The 22,658-nt window shown below is 51.2% G+C and carries 19 protein-coding genes and 1 pseudogene; 12 read left to right on the plus strand and 8 right to left on the minus strand.

Annotated features, from left to right (window positions below):
• The 6 genes and pseudogenes from PHQ58_RS21325 to PHQ58_RS21345 all read left to right on the plus strand — a co-directional run.
• Nucleotides 1-529 (plus strand): transporter associated domain-containing protein (locus PHQ58_RS21325; RefSeq protein ID WP_300115427.1); only part of this gene is annotated, 529 nt, incomplete at its 5' end.
• A gap of 272 nt (nucleotides 530-801) precedes the next feature.
• A pseudogene (locus PHQ58_RS23705) lies at nucleotides 802-909 on the plus strand (DUF6499 domain-containing protein); the annotation flags it as partial.
• Between the two features lie 90 nt (nucleotides 910-999).
• Nucleotides 1,000-1,683, plus strand: a complete 684-nt coding sequence (locus PHQ58_RS21330; RefSeq protein ID WP_300115429.1) for a hypothetical protein — start codon at nucleotides 1,000-1,002, stop codon at nucleotides 1,681-1,683.
• Between the two features lie 97 nt (nucleotides 1,684-1,780).
• Nucleotides 1,781-2,191, plus strand: coding sequence for a hypothetical protein (locus tag PHQ58_RS21335; protein WP_300115431.1), 411 nt, complete (start codon nucleotides 1,781-1,783; stop codon nucleotides 2,189-2,191).
• Entirely contained in the window at nucleotides 2,188-3,954 is a 1,767-nt protein-coding gene (locus tag PHQ58_RS21340) for a DUF927 domain-containing protein (RefSeq protein WP_300115433.1), read from the plus strand. The genes PHQ58_RS21335 and PHQ58_RS21340 overlap by 4 nt, the downstream gene beginning before the upstream one ends.
• A gap of 190 nt (nucleotides 3,955-4,144) precedes the next feature.
• Entirely contained in the window at nucleotides 4,145-5,410 is a 1,266-nt protein-coding gene (locus PHQ58_RS21345; protein ID WP_300115436.1) for a phage/plasmid replication protein, II/X family, read from the plus strand.
• 401 nt (nucleotides 5,411-5,811) lie between these two features.
• On the opposite strand, the gene PHQ58_RS21350 is transcribed toward PHQ58_RS21345, so the two are convergent.
• Nucleotides 5,812-6,567 (minus strand): hypothetical protein, encoded by a 756-nt coding sequence (locus tag PHQ58_RS21350; protein ID WP_300115438.1) that lies wholly within the window; start codon nucleotides 6,565-6,567, stop codon nucleotides 5,812-5,814.
• A gap of 488 nt (nucleotides 6,568-7,055) precedes the next feature.
• Nucleotides 7,056-8,180 (minus strand): hypothetical protein, encoded by a 1,125-nt coding sequence (locus PHQ58_RS21355; protein ID WP_300115440.1) that lies wholly within the window; start codon nucleotides 8,178-8,180, stop codon nucleotides 7,056-7,058.
• A 413-nt stretch (nucleotides 8,181-8,593) separates the two neighbouring features.
• On the opposite strand from PHQ58_RS21355, the gene PHQ58_RS21360 reads away from it, so the two are divergent.
• Nucleotides 8,594-9,016, plus strand: a complete 423-nt coding sequence (locus tag PHQ58_RS21360) for a putative toxin-antitoxin system toxin component, PIN family (protein WP_300115443.1) — start codon at nucleotides 8,594-8,596, stop codon at nucleotides 9,014-9,016.
• Entirely contained in the window at nucleotides 9,013-9,258 is a 246-nt protein-coding gene (locus PHQ58_RS21365) for a toxin-antitoxin system HicB family antitoxin (RefSeq protein ID WP_300115446.1), read from the plus strand. The genes PHQ58_RS21360 and PHQ58_RS21365 overlap by 4 nt, the downstream gene beginning before the upstream one ends.
• A gap of 85 nt (nucleotides 9,259-9,343) precedes the next feature.
• Here PHQ58_RS21365 and PHQ58_RS21370 read toward each other — a convergent pair whose 3' ends face one another.
• The 4 genes from PHQ58_RS21370 to PHQ58_RS21385 are packed head-to-tail and all read right to left on the minus strand — an operon-like array spanning nucleotide 9,344 to nucleotide 17,763.
• On the minus strand, nucleotides 9,344-12,505 hold the full coding sequence (locus PHQ58_RS21370) for a type I restriction endonuclease subunit R (RefSeq protein ID WP_300115449.1): 3,162 nt from the start codon (nucleotides 12,503-12,505) through the stop codon (nucleotides 9,344-9,346).
• Nucleotides 12,502-14,901, minus strand: coding sequence for an AAA family ATPase (locus tag PHQ58_RS21375; RefSeq protein ID WP_300115451.1), 2,400 nt, complete (start codon nucleotides 14,899-14,901; stop codon nucleotides 12,502-12,504). The genes PHQ58_RS21370 and PHQ58_RS21375 overlap by 4 nt, the downstream gene beginning before the upstream one ends.
• An 8-nt stretch (nucleotides 14,902-14,909) precedes the next feature.
• Nucleotides 14,910-16,220, minus strand: a complete 1,311-nt coding sequence (locus PHQ58_RS21380; protein WP_300115453.1) for a restriction endonuclease subunit S — start codon at nucleotides 16,218-16,220, stop codon at nucleotides 14,910-14,912.
• Nucleotides 16,210-17,763 carry a class I SAM-dependent DNA methyltransferase gene (locus PHQ58_RS21385; protein ID WP_300115455.1) on the minus strand — a complete coding sequence of 518 codons (1,554 nt, stop codon included), beginning with the start codon at nucleotides 17,761-17,763 and terminating at the stop codon, nucleotides 16,210-16,212. Before PHQ58_RS21385 ends, PHQ58_RS21380 begins: the two co-directional genes overlap by 11 nt.
• 18 nt (nucleotides 17,764-17,781) lie before the next feature.
• On the opposite strand from PHQ58_RS21385, the gene PHQ58_RS21390 reads away from it, so the two are divergent.
• From PHQ58_RS21390 to PHQ58_RS21405, 4 genes are all read left to right on the plus strand, one after another.
• A complete protein-coding gene (locus PHQ58_RS21390) occupies nucleotides 17,782-18,417 on the plus strand; it encodes a hypothetical protein (RefSeq protein ID WP_300115457.1) in 636 nt (211 codons plus the stop codon).
• Nucleotides 18,418-18,435: 18 nt separating this feature from the next.
• Nucleotides 18,436-19,299 carry a restriction endonuclease gene (locus tag PHQ58_RS21395; protein ID WP_300115459.1) on the plus strand — a complete coding sequence of 288 codons (864 nt, stop codon included), beginning with the start codon at nucleotides 18,436-18,438 and terminating at the stop codon, nucleotides 19,297-19,299.
• A gap of 363 nt (nucleotides 19,300-19,662) precedes the next feature.
• Nucleotides 19,663-20,280: a recombinase family protein gene (locus PHQ58_RS21400; protein WP_300115461.1), complete on the plus strand. Its 618-nt coding sequence runs from the start codon at nucleotides 19,663-19,665 to the stop codon at nucleotides 20,278-20,280.
• Nucleotides 20,281-20,322: 42 nt separating this feature from the next.
• Entirely contained in the window at nucleotides 20,323-20,961 is a 639-nt protein-coding gene (locus PHQ58_RS21405; protein ID WP_300115464.1) for a hypothetical protein, read from the plus strand.
• A gap of 110 nt (nucleotides 20,962-21,071) precedes the next feature.
• Here PHQ58_RS21405 and PHQ58_RS21410 read toward each other — a convergent pair whose 3' ends face one another.
• Nucleotides 21,072-21,983, minus strand: coding sequence for a hypothetical protein (locus tag PHQ58_RS21410; protein ID WP_300115466.1), 912 nt, complete (start codon nucleotides 21,981-21,983; stop codon nucleotides 21,072-21,074).
• Nucleotides 21,980-22,658, minus strand: a 679-nt coding sequence (locus PHQ58_RS21415) for an AAA family ATPase (protein ID WP_300115468.1), incomplete at its 5' end; no start/stop codon positions are given. The genes PHQ58_RS21415 and PHQ58_RS21410, both read right to left, overlap by 4 nt.

The following is a 22,658-nucleotide window of genomic DNA, read 5'->3' on the forward strand; positions in this document are numbered from 1 at the left end:
GCAGCTGCTGGAACTGGGTGAACAGGCCCCCGGCACCCTTGCCGACTATGCCGTTGCTGCCTCTTTTGTGCCGGAAACCCTCAGTGGCATGGAACTGCTGGAACAGTTCCGCGCCAAAGTCGGGCGTCTGGTGCTGGTGGTGGATGAATACGGCGTGGTTCAGGGCTTGTTGACACCACACGACCTGCTGGAAGCCATCACCGGTGAGTTGCAGCCCGGTGCCAAGACTGACGCCTGGGCGACACCGCGCGACGATGGCAGTTGGCTGCTTGACGGCTTGATGCCGGTGAGTGAGCTCAAGGCGAGGCTGGACATTGATGAATTGCCGCTGGAGGAACGAGGCCGCTACAACACGCTGGCGGGGTTGTTGATGGCCGTCAGCGGGCATTTGCCGGTGACCGGGGAGCGGATCAGTTGCGAAAACTGGCTGTTTGAGGTGGTTGACCTGGACGGCAAACGCATTGACAAGGTGCTGGCCCAGCATCAGCCTCTGGAAGCTGAAGTGCCAGCCCATGGCAAAAGGCCCTGACTCTTGCGAATCAGGGCCTTCAAAATGGTGCCGGAGAGATGAATCGAACACCCGACCTTCTCATTACGAACTCCGGCTCGGACTGCTGCCAAATACTGTCGAGTACTGTCTTCACTCGAGAAAACCAAATTTTAGCAGGCAGCATTGATGCCAAATAGTGCCCATTTCTGCGAGCAACTGTGACACAGCTGTGACATGGGAATCCCGTTTTGGAGAGCTACAGCACATCATCTGGCAGACTTGTGAAGAACCAATCAGCAGGCCTGCAGAGAATGACACAACGTAATCCAAAGAGACTAACTAACCACATTGCATTGTCATCTAGGCAGTGGGCATGGGAATTTCTCCGGTTTAACGCAGCATATCGCGACGCATACGCAGAGTGGATGCGACTGCCTGACTCCGTGAGGAACTTCAAAGGCATGTCTGTTGATGGCACGCCACTGGGTGGCTGCCCCCCGGAGACTCCGATGTCGTATTTCGACGTGAAGCCGAGCGCGCTGCCCGGTGAAACAGTGGCGGATTGGCTCTTTCGTACCGAGAAAGAACGTGAGTCTGGCTGGGGTGTCCAAGCATCAAATGAACTTGCTCCGCCCAAAGAATTCATGATTTGCGATTGGGTCGATCCCACTGTGTCCCCTTTGCCCAAAGACAAAGAGCACGTTTGGGAAAACTTTGAAGTTGAAAGCGTAGGGGCACTGGTCGAGGGGCCACCTGCACGTTTAGGTGTCCAGCTACGTCCACTGGGGCACATACATGAACTCGGAGTCATTGTCGACGTTCGGATGCCGATGACGCGCTTGGTGCAGGATTTCAAGAATGCTGTCCTTGCCTATAGAGAGAAGGTTCACTCACAAAACAAGATCATGACGCTAGAAACTTACAGTGGTAAGCCAAACATCAATAACGGGGGTATTTACGAAAAACTCGTCACGATACTTAAGCGTCTTGATCAAGGGGAATCCGAGGATGAAGTTCGTCACAAAGAGACTGCCGACGGTCCGAGACTTGAGCATTGGGCTCCCTACATAACCAACATGAAAACTCAGTTTCTAGCGGCTCTGGCGATGAGGGACGGTGGCTATAAGCAGATCATTTTTCGTGATGACTTTGTTGGCCAATTGAAGAAGAAGTCCACGACCGGAAAAACTTAGAACTGCATCTTTTTCCATAGGGAAATCGTAGTCCAAACCTACGATGGGAAGTGATTCGCAACAGTGCGCATCACTCAACTCTCTAAGGAAAAAAATCGTGCCTTCAGCATCCTCGAAAAACAGTCATCGCGAAAAGCCATCGGCTATCAGCGACTTCTTTAATTCGCAAAGTTCCATCCGGAAAATTGAACTCTCAAAAGAATCGGTAGCAGCTCCACCTCATAGCGCAACATTTGCGGCCAAGATTGAATGCGAAAGTACCCAGGTTTGGTATCGCGTAAGTCAACTGGCAGCCAAACATCAGCAGTTCACCGAGAACGCAATTCGTGCCCTGCTTTTTGCAGCAAAACCGCGTCTCAGTGCAAAAACAAAAAATGGGAATTCCTGGATCAAAGGGAACGGACTCGCACCTGCAATTCGCAAATGTGGGCGCAGTGTTCTTATCAATGAGCCGATGTTTGCCAAATGGATTGAAACAGGCTCGTGCGGGCAAGGGAGCCAAGCGTGAACACGACTACAGCAGCACGAGAAAGTGCACCATTAACCAAAAGTAAAGAGCTGAAGGCCAAGAAAAAATACTCTGGCACTACAGCTGCCATCGACGGCCTGAGTCCTGACCTGCCGAAAAGCATCTTGTCTATCAATCAAATAGTGGACGACAAGGGGCGACTCACGGGCGAACTGCTGGTGAAGGCCAAAGACCGTCGTGGTACCGAAGTAATTGCTTCGCTGGACGAGCGAGAGCTGGCACTGGGTCGTTGCGATAGCTTGGCGCACTTTGCCGTGAAGGCGGGGCTGCAAGGCTTTTTGTCTCCAAAAGGATTGCGCACCTTGGCGGTGACCATACCCGAAAGCACCGGCAAAGAGGTGTACGTCGCTCGCCGTGGGGGATACCACTCTCTTGTCATTCAAGGTAAACGTTACAGTTTTTTTGTTTTAGGCGAGAAGGCGTACTTTCTAGGTAGCAAGCCGCCATTACTGGTTGCGGTGGTCAATGACACCGGGGATACCGTATCTCCTTCCGGCAGCCTTGAAAGCTGGCATGCGGCCATTGGCGTGTACCTGTCAACAAATCCCTACATGCTGGTATCGGTGTTGTCTGCTATAGCCCCGGCGCTGGTACGCGCATTTGGACTGAATATTCCGATTCTGGCGATCATTGGCCCCAGCAGCATCGGTAAGACCACATTGCAGCAAGTGGGGCGCAGCCCGGTTGAACGAGCCGAAAAAATAGATGATGCCTCCGGAACTATCAATGGGCTGCGCGTGAAGATGGAGCAGCACCCGGATATGTCCGTGTTCTTTCAGGACATCCATAAGAATGAAGATGTGGAAGGCCTGATGAGTTTGATCTTTTTGGCGGGCAACGGGGGCCAACGTTTCACAAGTACAGCAAATCAGAAAGTCCAGGCGGGCGCGGAACTCTCATGCGGTCTGAGTCTCTCGTCGGAACTGCTGTTCATGGAGATGGTGGGAAATACCAAGTCCAATCTTCCTGAAGGATTTTCGGCACGCTGTTTTGAAATGGTTTTACAAGGGCCACATGGTGCTTTTCACACCCTTCCAAAAGGTGTAGCAGCTCATGACTTCGCCAACCAACTCAAACGAGCCTGCGGCGAGCACTACGGGGCTGTTTGGGTGGCATGGATACCGGCTATTGCCAAGAATGCCGACAATATACGTGGGTGGTTGCCCAAAGCCTTGCAAGAAGCCGAGGCAGCTCTGTTGGACGGGTTTGAAATCAAAGACAGTGTCACGTTGCGCCTTGTTAGCGGCTTGGCCGTCTGGCTGGTGGCAGGCAATTTGGCGATCAAGTTAAAGGTATTGAAGCTCAAGCCTAGTGCCGTTACTGAAGCCCTTCGCCTAGTCTTGCGTGAGCACCTTAGCCGCCAAGCACACCGCACCACGCCAATCGGTGAAAAAGTCATCAGCACTGTGCGGGACTACATCGACCGCAACGCCAACCGCTTTCCGGCACTTGCCATGTTCGCGAACAGTGATCAAAGTAATCCGCTGGGCTACACCAAGGGAAGTGGGCGCGAACTTGTCTATCTGTTCTTACTCGGAGAATTTGAAAAGCTATTGGGCGAGAAATTCGGACTGCAAATGGCCTTGCAGAAGCTGGACGAGGCTGGCTATTTGATTAAAAACGGCGAGGGGTGGCAGGTGCAAATGCGATTGCACGATGGGCTCCGCAAACGTTTCTACGCAATTCATTGCTCCATACGCTTTGACGGAGACACGGAAACCGACTTGAATGCCATCCACTGAAGGGTCGCATCTGTCACGTTGTCACGTCGATTTTGAATGACACAGCAGCAAAGCAGCAAGTGCGGCAGAGATGCCATGGCACAGCGCCCCAAGCACTTCTTTTACTGACCGTAATACGCAACAAACCATCCATATATCAATTTTGAAATTCATTATGCAAACTCAGTCTGTATCCCGTAATCCACTGCCCATGTACTCTGGCAGAACTCTCTTTTCTGCAAATGCCTTGCCATCAGCGATAAGCGCACGTAAAGCTGTTTCGCGTGTCCATCAGCGTGGTACGCCAAGTGCGGCGCGTCAACTGCGTCCGACCACGCTACTCAAGCAGACAATGCGCTTTCCGCTGGAATCCAAGGCAAAGAAGCCAGTAGTCGAATGGCAACCGTTTCCGTCGTGTCTCATTGATACGGTCGCCGTGGTGATAGAACTCCGCCATAAACCGCTAAAGCGCATTGCAAGTGACAACCCCAACGTCAATCAGAAGGGTACCTTCGAACTCGGTGTTCATTCCAAGTTCTCCAGCAAGATAAAGGCTCGCGTCATGAGTCGTGAGAATCGGGAAAAGCTGTATATCGAAGCGTCCATTCCCAAGTTCATGACGGGCCAAAACATTGTTGGGCTTGAAGAGCTGTATGGCCCCTGTGTCGGCTTGATCAACGCGGTGCTTGACCAGATGGGCATTGAGCCCAGTGAAATTGAGCAAGCCAAAATCAACAAGGGCAAGTTCCAGATTGTGCGCGTTGACTATGCCGTGCATTGCGCTTGCAGCAACCCTGAGCGTGCGGCTGCGGTAATGGCTGCACTTCGTAGCCTGATCTTCGCAAAGGCAAAGGACAGCAGTGCCTACGGAAATGAAACCATCTATGCGGGTCAGCACAGCAGCCGCTGGACGCTTCGAGCCTATCGCAAGGACTTGGAGATAAAAAAAGCAACGCGCCGACTTCCTGTATCTGTGTACGGCCGAAAAACCCTTCTTGTGGGCGTCGAGAACTGTGTCCGTCTTGAACTGGTTTTGCGTTCACCAGAACTCACACGACTTGGCTTGAGCAGTCCACTATCCTGGAACACTACGGAAGCCCGCGAGCGTATGCAGGTGTGGATTGACCGCCTATCAAACTTGAACGGCGTTGTGCCAAACATGGAGGACTTGGACAAGTTGACCAATGTGAGTCAGCTCAAGTTGCGTGCGTGGTTGACTGGCGATCTGTCTGCCTTCACTCGCGCACCGTCAACGTTTTCTGCATGCCGCAAAGAAATTCTTCTGAAAACGGGCATTGATGTTCGAGGCGAACCCAGCGTCGAGCTTCAACGTCGCGCATTGCTGTGCATTCGTGATGTCTTCAAGCAGGGCATTTCCTTCAAAAGCTACCCCGGCAAATGGGATGCCTTGTGTGCAGGTGTTGAAAGCGCCAACGCACTCATGACCGGTAAGACCGCTACGCATGCAAAGCGTTAATGATCGACATAGCTGGCAACTGCAAATGCCGCCAATTTTCATAATATGGATTGCTGAGATTGGCGGCTTTTTGGCACGTTATTTGAGTGGTGTCTACACCGATGGCTTGCACACGCTCGCGGTGGCTCCAATGGCCGTTTTGGTGGCTCGCAGCTCCAAATAGCTGTCGGCAAAGCCGAAGTTGTCGCAGCGGTCAGCCATTGGCCGCGTTGCATCATGTTTGTGGTCACTAACATTGACGACTCAGACCGCTAATTGCCGATATCTCTCACTGCTTGTATCGGTGCTTGTTACATGGTGTCGACTTGAGATTCACACTTTTGTTCTTGACCAGCTCGATGCTTGTCGCGATGTCAAAGCTGTGGCAGCAACTCCCATCGCTGTGGCCCAACATGCCACGGTCATTCAACCAATCGAAACCGGATCGCGCTGGTGATCATGACTGTTTCTGGTGTCCAGTCCGGCGCGCAATAGCTCCAGTTCAGCGGGGTGCGTTTAGTTGGGCTAGGTTCGCCAATTCCACTGCGTCGCTTACGGGCAGACGGTATCAGCTTCAAAAAGGCGTTGTATTCGGAAAACACTGGCGGCGAGGCGCTAGCATCCAACAGGTAGAGGGTATCGGTGTCAAAAGTATTTCCTCTTTGGATGCCACCGGCTGCTACACCAAGGGTCCAGTGACGCGTTGACCGTGTAAACACGCTGTCGATGGAAATCGCGACCAGCTCACCCTTCATGAGATTTTTGATGGCAAACTGATCAAGGTCTGGCGCTGTTTTGTATCTGGCCGTGAGCGTGATCGGTAAGCCCATCGAATTCACACATGCAACCAACTCTTCCGGGTCAATTCCAGTATGCCAAAAGGGAAGCATCTGCTTAAAGAAGACTGAGCTGTAGCCGAATTTTCTTCGATTCATCGAGACGATTGCGGACGGCTTTATGACCCCAATGATTGAAAAAATGCTAGCGAGCACGTGGTGCGAGCAAGCCGAATCCAGGGGGCTTTGGCCATAGAAGACGGGTACGTTTTCAGCGCGCTTTCCAATCGCTGTCAACTCAGGACCCGCAATCAATGCTGGGTGTGTTCTTTGAAACCTAAATCCCTGTCGTTGGTTTAATTTGCTGGTAGCCATCAGTAGCAAGACGGTGTCAATATGCATGTGCTGGAGCGATCGGCCTCCGTTATCACCCATAGAGTTTTGAGTGCCGATCTTTTGGCCTTCGGCGTTGACGCAAGTACTTCATTCGACACCAGCCTGAACACGCTTAACACTCTCCAGCCATTGCCGACTGCAAACTCATTCGCTTCTGCATCTTGAGTGCCAACATCTCCCCATCGTCCAGCGACATGGTCCAGTAGAAGTTGTGTGGCTGTAAAACCCGTTTCTTCCAGAAGTGCTATCGCTGGGTGGGTAGCCACTATCTGTCCCGTTTTGAACCGAGATTTTGAAGAATAGATGATGACTTTGGGCGACGGATATGCATCGGATTCACTGGGTGCGTTGGTGCAATTCATGTCATGTTCCTCTATTGACAAATTGATGGGCGAGTGTTTCCCTCCACAGGTCCGTGGATTCAAGAGCACTCGGTGAAAGAATTGGTGCTGCACATCGCCGGGTCGGCGGTGTCAGCGGTACTTGCTAAATGGCTACGGAACGGCGGCGTAAAGCGCCTGCATGACGGTCAATGGCGTGACGCCTTGGTTAAGTTGGCTGCGCCCCATGCAGCAGCACTGAATGGCCTTCTGAATGGTCACGAAATCAATGTTTCCTGCCAGTGGTTCAAACTGTTCGGCAGGCAGTCGGTAGCCGATCAGCCACCAGACCAGTTCAACGATATGTGCCGCTGTGATTGGCTGGTCGTTGACCGTGGCGATACACGCCTCTGCCATCGCAGGTTTGAACCACCGATAAAACTGCTCGTTCGGGACGCAAGCGTCTGGAAGCATTGACCAATGCAGAGAAAGGTCTGACAAGCGTTGAAGCATTCCGGCGCGGCTGTAGTGAACGACTTCGAGTACGTCCGTCAGGTTCTCAGTGCCTTGAAAGTAGCTGTCCAGCGTCAATGGATACCGCCAAGGATGCGAGTCGATGAGCCGCATTCCACGTAAATGACAGGGTGCTGAAAAACACTTCGCAATTTCAGATTCGGGTTCATCCAAGAGCAACGACAGCGCGGCATGGGCTTGGCGTTCATTGAGGCACTGAATCTCGCTCATAACGCCCTCAATAACGGCGGGCAACATGCGATTTGCAATGTATGTCCAAAGAAGCACTTTGCGTTCGGCTGAACTGAGGTGAAAGGTTTCGGTCAACCAGTCCAGATTTCGCACCACCGCACACGCCCGATTTGGGGGCTCCAGTTCAAGCGAATCGAGTCGGTAGCGAAACGCCGCTGGAACTATTACCGGGGTGACTCGTTGTTCAGGTGGCAGCAAGAACTTGGGCACGTTCGGTTTGGCAGGTGCTGCAAGCTGCCCATCAAAGTGACCCGCAAAGTAGTCCCTGATCTGGATGGCAGCCCATGGAAAATTTTCACTGGTCGTGATGCTGCTCAGGTTCATACCTATCGTCTTCATCAAGACTGCTTCCATGCCTTTGGCGAATGCTTGGTTTGCTGGATGGGGCGGCACGCCATAAGGAGCAACCGTCAGGTCTACATTTGGGCCAGCATCGTCATCGACGCTGCCTTTTTGTTTTGGGCTCATGTCGGTTTCCAGACCCAGTCCAGCCGCCTGCGCGGTCTGCCAGGTCAACAGGTTCATCGGGTACATACGAGCCAAAGCTGCCCGGAGCGGATGCAATCAGGCACACAGTTCAGGCTCGTATGCGGGGTGGAATTCTTGGCTGCCCGATGTTGCTAGGCAGCGCCCCAAAAACAGGACGTTTCTGGTCAGGTTTTGACAGGCTGTCTAGGCTTGTTCAAATAACCATCGGTGGCACTGAAACACAATGAAAACCGCTATTTCGTGACGTTGTAAACCGATAGTTGTATTTTACCAGTTTTATATGCATTTTTTGCATAAAGAAACAATAAAACATGGTGATGGACCAGCAAAAAAGCAGTACTTTTGTCTGTGATGCTTAAAAAACAAGCACTTCCGAGCATTTGGTTGCTGTTGCTTTGCACGACAAAACGCGTAAAATGTAGTTATACCAATGCAACCAACTTACCGATGCAACCACTTTGCGTGTAATTCTTGATACTTCGGTGCTTGTGGCCGCCGCGCGATCCCGCAATGGCGCAAGTTTTCACTTGTTGTCCCTGCTACCGAGCAGCAAGTTTGAGATTGCGCTGACGGTTGCCCTGTACACAGAGTGGCAATCGGTGTTGACCAGACCGGAGCATTTGCCGCCTGGAGCCAATGCCGAAGCTGCAATCGGTTTCTTGCGCTACTTGGCTTCGATTGCGCATCTGCAAGACGTGCATTTCTTGTGGCGTCCGTTTTTGCGTGATCCTGATGACGACATGGTTTTGGAGTGCGCTGTGGCGTCCGGTAGCCAGTACATCGTCACACATAACGTGAAAGACTTTAAGCGCGCCCCAGAACTGAAGGTGAATGCCATCACACCGGCAGAATTTTTGACTTTGCTCAGGAGTAAATCATGACCGCATTGACCGTAAGACTGCCCAATTCCGTGCACCAAAAAGTGAAGGAATTAGCTCTGCGCGACGAAATTTCGGTGAACCAGTTCATCGCCGCTGCTGTTTCAGAGAAGATGGCTTCGGTGATGACATTGGACTATCTCAAGCTTGAGGCCGCGAAGGGCAGCCGCAGCGACTTTGATCGGTTTATGAATTTGGTTCCAAACGCGCCTATCGCTGAGGGTGATGAACTGCCGAATCACTGACTTTTTGTTAACCGAAATTCTTGAATAAGAAGAGTCTGCCGATGGCTCTACTAGTCCTATCCAAAGAATGTCGCCAGGCCACTCGTCATTCAGACCAGCTATCGCCCAACGCCTGTGCTTGCTGAAGGATGAGTTCAACAGCGGCATCTTGCATATCTGGTGGGTACTTGTATTTGCGCAATATGCGCTTGACCATCAGCCGCAATTTGGCGCGAACGCTCTCACGTTCTGACCAATCGACGCTCAGGTTTTGACGCAAGTTCTCCGTGAGTTCGTGCGCAATCTTCTTGAGCGTTTCGTCGGTGAGTTCCCGAACCGCTGACTCGTTATTTGCCAATGCGTCATAGAAGCGGACTTCATCTTCAGTGAGGCCGAGCGCATCACCACGAGAAGCCGCTTCACGGAACTTTTTCGCCATGGCGACCAGTTCTTCCATGACCTGCGCGGTTTCAATGGAACGGTTCTGATACCGGGTAATGACGTTAGTCAACATCTCGGAGAACTTCTTGTCCTGGACCAAATTGCTTGCAAACCGGCTCTTGATTTCACCCTCAAGCAGCCGCTCCAGCAGTTCTACCGCCAGATTCTTTTCGGGCAAGTTGCGCACTTGCGCCAAGAATTCATCGTCGAGCAAACCGATGTTCGGTTTATCAAGGCCAACAGCATCAAAAATGTCAACGACGCTTTCGGACACCACCGCAGAATTGATGATTTGACGGATGGCCAGTTCACGCACTTCGTCGGTACGGCGCTGCGCGGTTATGTCGCGCTTTGTCAGAATGACTTTGACGCCCTGCAAGAATGCTACTTCTTCACGGACAGTTTTGGCATCGTCCAAGGTGCAGCAAAGCGTAAATGCTTTGCTCATGGCAAGTGCAATGTCCGCGAATCGCTTCTTGCCATCCTTGATACCCAACACATGGTTGGCAGCACCAGCAAGCAAGCGGTGGCCTGCGGTCATGAAATCTTGGTAATCGAAGCCGTGCAACATCGAGCGCAGAACGTCGATCTTTTCCATTAGCAAGCTGTACGCCTCGTGGGCATCCACAGTCGGTCTGCCGCGCCCCTTGGACTGTGTGTATTCCTTCATGGCAGACCGCAACTCATTGCCAATGCCAATGTAATCGACCACCAAGCCGCCTTGCTTATCTTTGAATACTCGATTGACACGCGCAATGGCTTGCATCAGGTTGTGGCCTTTCATCGGCTTGTCCACATACAGCGTATGAACACATGGGGCGTCAAAGCCGGTGAGCCACATGTCGCGCACGATCACCAAACGCAAAGGATCAACCGGGTCTTTGAAGCGTTTCTCCAGCCGCTTTTTGGTCTGCGAACTGTAGATATGGGGCCTCAGCAACGCTTTGTCGCTGGCGGAGCCGGTCATGATGATTTTGATGGCCCCTTGCTCTGGGTCTGCACTGTGCCAATCCGGGCGCAGTTTTATGATTTCGTTGTAAAGGTGGACGCAAATCTCGCGGCTCATGGCAACCACCATGGCTTTACCGGACTGCGCCTTGTTGCGTTCTTCAAAGTGCGCGACCAGATCGGCGGCCACACTGACCACGCGGGGTTGCGCACCAACGACTTTTTCCAGTGCAGCCCATCGACTTTTGAGTTGTGACTGGGTGCTTTCCTCTTCGTCTTCCGCCAGTTCGTCTACTTCAACGTCAATTGCCGCCATGTCCGCCGCACTCAGACTGAGTTTGGCAAGGCGAGACTCGTAGTAAATGGCAACCGTTGCGCCATCTTCTTTCGCCTGTTGCATGTCATAGACGTGGATGTAGTCACCAAACACCGCGCGGGTGTCACGGTCTTCACTGCTGACGGGTGTGCCAGTGAATGCAACGAATGTTGCATTTGGCAGCGCATCGCGCAAATGCTGGGCATACCCCACTTCATACCGTTCTGTGTATTCCGGTGGGGCAAACTCAGCACGGTGCGGTGCCACTTGACCGTCACCAGTGGCAATTGCCTTGGTCGATGTTTTGCGAACCTTTAGCTTGGCTTCAAAGCCGTATTGCGTGCGGTGGGCTTCATCCGCGATAACCACAATGTTGTGGCGGCTTGAGAGCACCGGAAACGTGTCTTCGTCTTCACCGGGCATGAACTTCTGGATAGTGGCGAATACGATGCCACCAGATGGCCGATTGGACAGCTTTGCCCGTAAATCCTGCCGGGTGCTGACTTGCACCGGCTGTTCGCGCAACAGGTCTTGTGCCAGACTGAACACGCCAAAGAGTTGCCCATCTAGGTCGTTGCGGTCAGTTATGACAACAATGGTGGGGTTTTCCATAGCGGGTTCTTGCATCACCCGCGCCGCGAAGCACGTCATGGTGATGCTTTTGCCGCTGCCCTGCGTGTGCCAGACCACACCACCCTTTTGGTTTCCGCCAGGTCGAGATGCTTCAATCACTTGCACTATGGCAGCGCGCACGGCATGAAACTGGTGGTACCCGGCTATCTTTTTGACCAACGCGCCATCGTCTTCAAACAGTACGAAGTAGCGCAGATAGTCCAGCAGATACTGGGGTGCCAATACCCCGCGCACAAGAGTTTGGAGTTCATTGAACTCACCCAAGGGGTCAAGGGTGACACCATCAATGGTGCGCCAAGCCATAAAGCGTTCAGCATCAGCAGACAGGGACCCGAGCAATGCCTCCGTGCCATCGGAAATGACAAGCACCTCGTTGTACTGGAAAGTGTCGGAAATTTGCTCTTTGTAAGTCTGAATCTGATCGTAGGCTTTCCACACATCAGCGTTCAGGTCTGCCGGATTCTTGAGTTCGATCAGTACCAATGGCAGGCCGTTCACGAACAGGATAACGTCCGGGCGGCGCGTGTGATGTGGGCCACGGATGGAAAACTGGTTAACCGCCAGCCACTCATTGCGGTCTGGATGCGCCCAGTCGATCAGGCGCACAAAGTCACCCCGCGTTTCGCCAGCCAATTGGTACTGCACAGGAACACCCGTCACCAGCATGCGATGGAAGTGCTGATTGGCAGACAGCAATACCGGCATGCCAAGGTCGATGACTTGCTTCAGCGCATCCTCACGAGCGGCGGTGGGGATGTCGGGATTCAGCCGATTGATGGCTTCACGCAGTCGAAATGGCAAGACTACTTGCCGGTAATTGGCTCGTTCCGGGCTTGAACCGTCAAATGCAATGTCTGGCCCGTAGAGATGGGTGTAGCCCACATCTTGCAGCCAGCCAAGTGTTTCCTGTTCAAGTTGGTCTTCGGTCATCCTGCTACCTGCCCATTCTCCGTATTGGGCGTTGCAGCTTGCTGCTCGCATAGCTCCAACATAGCCTTAAAGTGCTCTGCGTCCAACGTTTCGACCAGTTCCAAAACATCCCTCATGACGTGTGGAGCCTCTGACAAGACCGATAAGTCATGAGTTTGCTCAGAGATTAACCCATGGTGTGAATACGTGTTCGTAAACCTGATTATTCGAGCCTTCTTGGCTTCATCGAACTCAATCTCACGCAATTGTTGAAACAGATCACCTGCTTTGCCGGGTTGTTTGAAAGCAAATATTGCTTCAAGCAATCTTCTGGAGGAGTTGGGCAACGCATACGCACCTTCCATTCTGGTATCTCCTTCAGATTTGCTGGCAGTAAGAACCATATGGAAAAGGTGGTGATACTCCGACTCGAATTGGTGAAGCAATGGGTCGAGCAACGTGAGCTTGGCACTTCTTTTATCCGTGTTGGATTCGTCTCTCAACATGTAGAAACCGACCTTCTTAAAGTCTGATAGGTCATGGCCTTTGTTTTTAGGACGCTTCTCAACGTGATCAAACCAGTTCTTAACTTGCCGAAAGAATGTGAAATTGTGGGTGAGTACAAATATCTGAGCCGCATCCTGAATACGACTTTTCATAAATCCGAACGCACAGTACAAACTATTTGCGTCAAGACTTGAGACGGGATCGTCAATTACTACTATGCCCGTCTTCAAGTCGAAGCCTGTATCTCGCAATGATTTGAGAAAGTACATGAAGGCGATAGCAGTACGCTCGCCCTCGCTCAAATGCATCGCAGCCATGCCGTTGCGGGTAATCCGGTATCCATTGTCCTTAGCTTCAAATTTCAATTCGTCACGTCCCAGATACGACTGCATGTCTTTCGTGAGCTCCTCGGCTGCGGGTTGGTGATGCCGTATGGTCCGTTCCAAAGCTTGGATTTCGTCGCCGTAACCTCTTTGCAAGGTCGTGCTCGTTTCAACCGCAGACCGCAGACCCGCAATAGCCTCCTTCTTCGCTCTGTAGTCCTCGAGATTTTCAACGACAGCATCCCTCGCTAAGGCGTGCTGCGCATTCAGCACTTTTTTATCATATTGATCTGAATAGGTGTTGTGTTCGTCGATGTAGTGACAGGCTTTTTCAAAGGCGCTTTTGCCGATAGTGGCGCCGATGGCAGTGCCAGCAGTCGCAATCACTTTTAAGAGCGTCATCCACCCACCATCCGGTGTATCCCGAACACTGTACTCGGACAAAAACGGATCAATAGTCAGGCGCTTGAATGGCGTATCACGCTTTGCCGCCAGCGCCTTTCCCATCACTGCGAGATACTGCGTTACCAGTCCGGCCTGCATTGCGCATTTTTGGACAGCCTTGGAATACGCCTCTCGAAAATTTGGATAAAGCAAATCCTTTACGGGAAGCTTTATTGCTCCAACAAACTGTTGATGACTCGCGACTGTTCGAGCTAGTGATTCAATTTCAGTCTGGAAATCAGAGTAAGCCTTGTTGAAGTGGCCCTCCAATTTAGCCAGTCGTTCAGTAGGAATCTGTTCTCCACAAAACCGACAGTGCTTTGATTCGTTCTCACCTTTATGCAAACCGAGTCCTTCACTTACCCAATGCGCAACGTCTGGTTGATCACTTAGCTCATCGAGCACTGTGGATACAACCGAACGTCCCAGAAGCTCTTCAACCTTCTGCTTCAAGTGAATGAAGTCGGGGTAATGTGCAACCGGCTTATCGATTTTCCCCATTGGAACGCTTGCACGTATCGCCAAGTATCCCGACTTAGTTGCCGCGTCTATCGGCTTAACCGATGAGTCTGCTAAAAGACTGTCCGCAGTAGCTTTGAAGTTGCCTGCGTTGTAGTTGTTGTAGGGGCCACCACCCGATACCGTTAGCAGGTTCTTGATATTGCGAGCCTTTTCCGTGCAAAAGGCTTCCAACTCACCTCTGCGGCGTTCTAAACGTGAAGAACTGGTCCGTACAGATTGTGAAACTTCCTCCAGTTGAACCTTCAAAGCTTCTATCTTCTTTTGCGTTTCCGCACTGTCTTCACCCAAGTAATAGACGGGAGGAAGTGTTTGGTCAGGTACTTCAAACACTGACGCTTTAACGGAGTCCCGATTGAATACACGAATCTGCGGCAAAACTGCTTCTGCAAGGTTAGCGTGTGTGACGGTATGGTCGCCGTCTAAAGCTATTGAAAACTCACCCTCAAAGGTGCTCTTCTTCTCTTGCAGTTGTCTAAAAAAATTTGAAAGCGAAGTCTTCCCAGTGCCGTTCCATCCATAAATCAAGTTGAACTTCTTGAAATCGGGAAGCCCATTTTTGGGCCATGAGAAGTCCCTGAATATTCGATAGTCCTTTAGTTTCTGGATTCGAGTGATGGGCATAGCTGATCCTAGCTAGCGACTGAAGACTCTTGCGACAACACGAGCTTGCCTGAAATGAGCTTGGGAAGCAGTGAGTCACGGATGTTGGTAAGAGTTCGAGCTTGTAAGCTGTTTGCAATAAGCTTTTCAACGATCGGCCCCAGTATCGAAGTTGCCGCCTTCATTGCTTCCTTATTCGGAATACACACTTTTGCAGCGGTCAGATGCCCACGCTGAATATGACCCATCGTGGTTGCTTTGCTGGCTGCGGTTTGCCTGAAATCTGCTAAATGGTGACGTGTCCAGAAGAAATAGAACCACTTCGGAAAGTCCGCAGAAGTGACTTTGAACAAGTGCTGATTCAATGCGCCTTCACCGCCGCACCATATTTCCACCTCAAGGCTTCCCGACCAAGAAAATAAAACGTCGCCATTTTTGACGATGTATTCGGGCTTGATGTCTCGTGATGCTTGATCTGCACCGACTGTGTCACCTTTGCGTAGCTGCGCAATCTTGATAACTGGTAGGTCGTCAATCCCGGTGGGCGGGAATTTCTGGAGTGCCAGTCCGTTTAGGAATGTGGCAATAGTGTCTAGTGACTGCACCCTCCACTCCTTCGGCACCAACCCCAACTCGGATTCCTCGAAGCCGTCAGGAAGCAGAGCCGCAGTGGCCTCGTCCATGCTTTCTGGAGCGCGGCCTTCCGACTTGGCACGCACCGGGTCGAAATCGATAAACCAAGACTTAAACAGCGCCTGGGCTATGGCTTCTAGCGTTGCGCTAGTTTCGTGCAGAAGAGCGATACGGTCGTCGAGTGCACCGAGCAGCGCAGAGATTTTCTCTTGCTCATCTATTGCCGGCAATCTGAACTCTTCGTTCAAGATTTGACTGGGTGATAGATTGGCCTGACCGCCTGAGCTTGTTGCTACTGAAATGAAGAAATGCTGGTAATCTTCTGAACTCAAAAAATAAGCACAACATTTGCGATCAACTTGCACTCCTGATCGTGGCCTCAGAATACCGACTCGTTGATTCAAGAGATATCGACCGGGTAGATCGAAGTATGCAACTTTCCCCACCCAGGTGTCCTTCGATCCATCCATCCGATTGCCCGACATTGTTATCAATATGTCACCACGCAACACCTGCTTATCTGGTCGCTTTTTCGCTACTTCCTCAGCAACGTAGGCAAGGTCATCCAATAATATTTGGTTTGGCTTTACGTTCTTTATCTTGAAGACAGGAACGCCCGAGTTTTGAAACTCTGACCCCTTGAATGCATAGCCATTGATAAGTTCAAAAATGTCGCCAAGCTTTTGAGTCCGCCATTCAGAACTCATACCCTAAACCTCCCAGCTTCTGCCGTATCAGGCTGTCAAGTTCTGCACCTTTCGCCATCTGCTCTCCCAACTTCTCGGTGAGTTGCTGCATCTTGGAGGCAAAGTCTTCGTCGTTGTCTTCCACTTCCTCCGCACCCACATATCGGCCGGGAGTGAGCACATGGCCGTGTTGGGCAATCTCGGCCAATTTGACACTGCGGCAGAACCCTGCAATGTCTTGGTACTCGCCAGCGTCCGGTTCACCACGCCAAGCGGCCACGGTCTTTGCGATGCGCTCAATCACCTCATCTGTGAACTCGCTTTGCACGCGGCTGATCATGGTCGCCAGTTTGCGTGCATCCACAAATAGCACTTCACCCTTGCGGTGTGTCTTCTTTTTGACAAGGAACCACAGACATGCCGGAATCTGCGTGTTAAAGAACAGTTGGCCGGGTAGCGCCACCATCACTTCGACCACATCGGCATCCACCATGGCGGCGCGGATAGTGCCTTCGTTGTTTTGGCTGGAACTCATGGAGCCATTGGCGAGCACGATTCCCGCACGGCCAGTCGGTTTGAGGTGGTGCAGCATGTGCTGCAACCAAGCGTAATTGGCATTACCTTGTGGCGGGTCGCCGTATACCCAACGTGGGTCGCCGGTCAGGCTACCGTGCCACCAGTCGCTAATGTTGAATGGCGGATTCGCCAAAATGAAGTCAGCACGCAAATCGGCATGCTGGTTACGGGTGAAGGTGTCGCCCGGTTCACGGCCCAGATTGAAGTCAATGCCACGAATGGCAAGGTTCATGGCTGCCAGCCGCCATGTGGTGGGGTTGGCTTCCTGGCCGTAGATGGACACGTCGCCCAGCTTGCCGCCATGAGCTTCAATGAACTTTTCTGACTGCACGAACATGCCGCCGGAGCCACAGCAGGGGTCGTACACCTGGCCGCTGTGGGGGCTGAGCACGGCCACCAGTGTTTTGACGATGCTGGCCGGGGTGTAGAACTGCCCGCCGCGCTTGCCCTCTGCGCTGGCAAACATGCCTAGAAAATATTCGTACACCTGACCCAAAATGTCACGCGCTGTACTGGGGTTGTCGCCAAAGCCAATGGTAGAAACCAAGTCCACCAACTCGCCAAGCTTGCCATCGGGCAACTGTGCACGGGCATAGCGTTTGTCCAGAATGCCTTTGAGCTTGGCGTTTTCGGTTTCAATCAACGTCAGGGCTTCGTCGATGCGCTTGCCAATGTCCGGCTGCTTGGCGGCGGCACGCAGGCTTTCCCACCGAGCCGGTTCCGGTACCCAAAATACGTTGACCTCTTTGTAATAGTCGCGGTCTTCCAGCTCCTGCTCCAGATCAGCGGGGGTAGCGTTGGCAAAGAAATATTCGTCTGCCGGGTTGGTCAGGCGCGTGGTTAGCTCCGCACGGCGGGCGGCAAACGTGTCCGAGATGTACTTGACGAAGATAAGGCCAAGCACCAAATGCTTGTATTCGGCTGCGTCCATGTTGGCACGCAGCTTGTCAGCCGTTGCCCAGAGTGTTTTTTTGATGTCTTCGAGCATGAATTTCCCTTGGAATCAATGAAGCTTGACCCCTCTTTGTTGCGATTATGGCTGGTAATTTCTGGCACCTCCCTAGACAAACGAACCGGATATGGCGCGAAAACACAGTGCGAGAATTCCAATTGCATGACCTTCACTATCCACTGCACCAAGAAACTGCTCGACCGGGTGAAATTACCCACGAACACGACGCCATCCATGTCAACAACATACCTTGGCAATTGGTATGCCACGGCCCTGTTTTGGAAGCCGCAAATTGCGCTGCTGATTAATGAACGGACATTGCTGCCAGTCTTGATGCCTCTGGCCCCAGCCTCAGAACTGGCACTGCGGTTCCCCGAGCATCTAGCTTCGCTGCTATTCGCGCACGGTGCACCTCACGCGCTGATTGAACGTGAGCTTTCCGCCATGCTCGATTTCCAGTACGGCAAGACCGCCAACCGCAGCTTGGTGGGAATGCTGAACCAGTTCACTTATCTGGCAGAGGGCTACCGGGAATACAACCAGACCACCGACTTGCACTGGCTGTCGATGAAGCTTTCTGAAACGCCCTGCAGCCCGCTGTACAAAAGGGCGATTTCACCAGACCGAGAGTTACGGCGATTCATCGAAGCTGAGTGGACAATCACTGCCGCGAATGATCAACAATATTGAAGGCATAGGGAGCGGTTTATGGCACGGAAAAAGAAAAGCAGTCCCCTTGAGGACATGATGGATTTGGTGGCGTTGCTGCCATGGTGGGCTGGTGTTGCAATTGCCGCAATTGGCTATGTGGTTCTGCACCGCATGGCCGCTCCGGTTCAAGTGACCGCTGTCCAGCCAGGACAAGTCGGTAGCCTCATGACTCAGACAGTTATTGCGGGTTTGGCTACAGCGGGGCAGTACATCGTGCCATTGGTGGGCTTGGTTGGTGCGGCGATGTCATTCTTCCGACGCAAGCAGCGGGCAGCATTAGTCACAGATGTCGCTCAGGCTCAAAGTGCCAATGCTTTGGACGGCATGTCATGGCGGGAGTTTGAAATGCTTGTCGGCGAAGCTTACAGATTGCAGGGTTACCGCGTTACCGAAACTGGCGGTGGTGGAGCCGATGGAGGCATTGACTTGGCTTTGGCTAAGGGCAGCGAGAAATTTCTGGTCCAGTGCAAGCAGTGGAAAGCCTACAAAGTCGGTGTGGATGTGGTGCGGGAACTATACGGTGTGATGGCTGCAAAAGGCGCTACAGGAGGATTTGTTGTCACTTCCGGGCGGTTCACTGACGATGCGAAAGCGTTTGCAGAAGGTCGCAATGTTCAATTGGTGGACGGCCCCAAGCTTTTTTCCATGATCAAGCAGGCGAAACTGTCGCTAACGGCTACCGCACAACAGCCAGCAAGCAAACCTAATATGGCACAGCCCAAAGGTGTCATTGAGCCAATGTGCCCTCAGTGTGGTTCCGGCATGGTCAAACGGACTGCGCGCAAGGGTGGCAATGCTGGTGGTGAATTCTGGGGTTGCTCAAAATTTCCAACTTGCAGAGGTGTCCGGCAACTGGGTTAACTGAAGCAAAATCCAGTTGTCAGCCAGCCAAAACCACTCAAAGCGGCAATCTAGCCGACTCCGTGATTTTCGAGTGCGAGAACCGCTTCAGACGTACCGCGCCAGAAGCACAGCAAACACTGCCAGCGGCTGTTTTCGACACCACCAACGACGTTTTAACGGCTTTGGTGCGGCTTTCATGAATGGCAAGTTCCGGTGCCATTTATAAGCTGGAAATCTATCTGGAGTACACACTAAATAGACAGTTTCAAATCGTGCAAAATGCGTCTATTTAGGGTGCAAATTTGATTTAATTGACATTTTCCAGAAAAACTCTAGAATACAAATAGACACTTTAAAACCACTATTTGATCGGAGTTGGAAATGGTTGCCAAGAAGACCAATAGCGGCGACGGTAAGCGTATCGGCTATGTTCGCGTCAGCAGCGTAGACCAGAACGATGCTCGCCAGCTTGACGGCGTGGAGCTACACAAGATTTTTACCGACAAGGCCAGCGGGAAGAATACTGACCGTCCACAGTTGCAAGCTATGCTCGAATTTTTGCGAGAAGGTGACCACCTCTATGTGCACAGCATGGACCGGCTATCACGCAGCTTGAGGGACCTGCAAAGCGTTGTAGAGCAATTAAATGCCAGGGGTATTTGCGTGACTTTTGTGAAGGAAGGCTTGCGGTTTGAGCCCCCCACAGCCGGCACAGATGCGCACCAGACTGCGTACTCGAAGCTAATGCTCCAACTGTTGGGTGCTGTTAGTGAATTTGAGCGTGCGCTGATTCTTGAACGCCAAAGAGAGGGCATTGCCATCGCCAAGGCCAAGAACGTTTACAAAGGTAGGAAGAACGCACTAGATAAAGCCGAAATCGCAAGGTTGAAAAAAATGGCCGAAGAAGGATTGTCAAAAGTTGAGATTGCAGAAACGCTTGGAATCTCGCGCGCCAGCGTCTATGTGTATCTGAAGAAAACCGAAGCGGTCAGTCCATGATTGAAAAGCACGTGCCCGGTGCCGTGCGACATGAGCATTTATATGAACGACGAAAAACTCAGGGTACTTCTCGAACGGTCTAGCGGATTTCAAGCTGATGTCCACGAATTTGCCAGCGGTTTGATTCCCGCTGACGGTACGAGGCACTTGGTTGCCCTTCAATCGGGTCTACTTTCTTTGGAACATGCCGCCGGTGCGCTCGTACTTATCAGTCAAGGTTTCTACCCGTCAGCTATCGCCCTGATGCGGCCCCAATATGAAAGTTTGGTTCGCGGAATTTGGCTACTGCATACCGCCAGCGATACATGGGTCGAAAAGCTCAGCGAGCCTCTGACTGTGGAAAGTGCGAAGCGCGCCAATGAGGGGTTAATGCTGGCGGAAATGTTGAAGGAGATGGAGATAAGCAGCACGGCACCCGCCCCTATCGTTGAGCAACTTAAGCAGTACCGCGACGTGACCTGGAAGGCCATGAATAGTTACGCACATGGTGGACTTCATCCGCTATCTCGAACGCTGGCTGGTTACCCTGCGCAGTTGACTTACGACGTAGTGCGAAATTCCAACGCGATAGTTGCACTCGCCACTCAACTGATTGCCATTCTTTCTGATGACCCTCGCAACATGGAACACGTAAGGCGGTTTCATGTTGACTACTCAGACTGCATGCCGATATTGCACTGAGGACACCAATCTTGGATTGGGGTTCAATGCGTGACCGAGATTCATTTCACTGACTTGTGTACCGTGGCTCAGAATGCTTCGAATGCCGCCAGTGATTTGCTTCCAGTTGTCTATGCATTTGCAGTTACTTCAAGTGACTTAAATGCACCTCTGATGTAGTCAAACTCGGGTATGTTCACATAGTTTTGAAGGGTTGAATAAAGCGTTTTCTTATTTACTCCCTCTTTATACTGGTAGAGACATGGACCCGCAATATCCAACTCACACATTCGACATTGTTTGATTGTCATACCTTTACATTTAGCTACGAGCAGCTGAATTTCATTAAATAGCTCCTCAGCAAAGGCGTTGAGTAGCCATTTCCCTTTCACAAATTTACGTAGAGACTCAATATTTTTCTTGAGGCCCAAGTTAGTGGCAAAAGTATCTAGATCGACTTTTCTCAACTCTAGCTCAGCCGCCGTATTCTCATCCTTTCTTCTGCCCGCACTAGTAGAATATCCAACAACGGATATGTAACTAGGGTCAACTGCATTTTTCAAAGCATCCAGGGAGAAATAATATAAATCGAAAATATTATTTTCTATATTTGAATAGATTGAATCAATGTCAACCGTATCGGCCAATGATATTCTTGTTAGCTGATCGACTGATGGTTTTATAGCAAACTTTGAAACGAAATGGCTTTCGATCGAGTAGAAACTCAAGCTCAAAACTGATCCCAAAATTGGCATTTCACCTCTGTAATAGCGGGCATCGCAATCTATAATGCCCATTACGAACTCTTTTGCGGATTTTCCAGTGGGCATATTTAGTGATTCAATAAATTCCATGGCTTGAATCACGCCTTCATTACCTCCTGCAAGTCCCTCTAGCATCTCAACAGAGTAAATTTCACAAAGTACTTGAGCTGATTTAGCAATTTCCTCATAAATACGGATATCGTCAACTCCTTCCACGATAATGTAGGGCGTTTTTGACATAATGGCTAAATTTAGCAGTTCATCTGCCTCAAATTTCATAGCTCACCCTTAACAACGGTAAGTTCTGCCAGGAATGATGGATTGCGCTTTGCAAGTACTGGGCTATGAGACGCAACAATTATCTGCGTGTTGGGCGCCAAATCATGAAGTAAACCCATTAACTCACGTTGCCATTTGATATTGAGGGATATCTCGGGCTCGTCGATAATTAAGAAATTGCGTTGACGACCTTGAAATAGAACTAGCGTTAAAAAAGTCAGGATGTGGCGCTCACCGCTCGAAAGATCGCTTACTGGTAACTCGCGTCCATCAACGCCAACGAATACCTTGTCGTTTAAAATTTGAAGTCTTTTATTGTCTATAAGATAATTATTAAATTTCTCGGTCAATAAATTAACTGAGCGCAAGAGTAATTGTTCCAGCCTCAATTCTCTCATCATATTCCAAAGCAGGGTTTTCAATTTATTTCCATAAATCAAATCGTAGCTTGAATCATCATCGAGACTCTCAAGTTTGGAGATAATTAAATTCTTAAATTCATTCTTTGAATTGTCTCTCAGAGCTTCAATAAGTCTTAAACGATTGCTCTTAACAGGCTGCTGAAATACCAACCCCAAAACCAGCCCGCCGCACCCGCATGAGCAGAATGGATCGGGACTGATTCCGCCATTTGGAATCCTCACCCTTTCGCGAGCGATTTTCTGCGGCTTGGGC

Source organism: Rhodoferax sp. (assembly GCF_028688795.1).
GTDB lineage: Bacteria > Pseudomonadota > Gammaproteobacteria > Burkholderiales > Burkholderiaceae_C > Rhodoferax.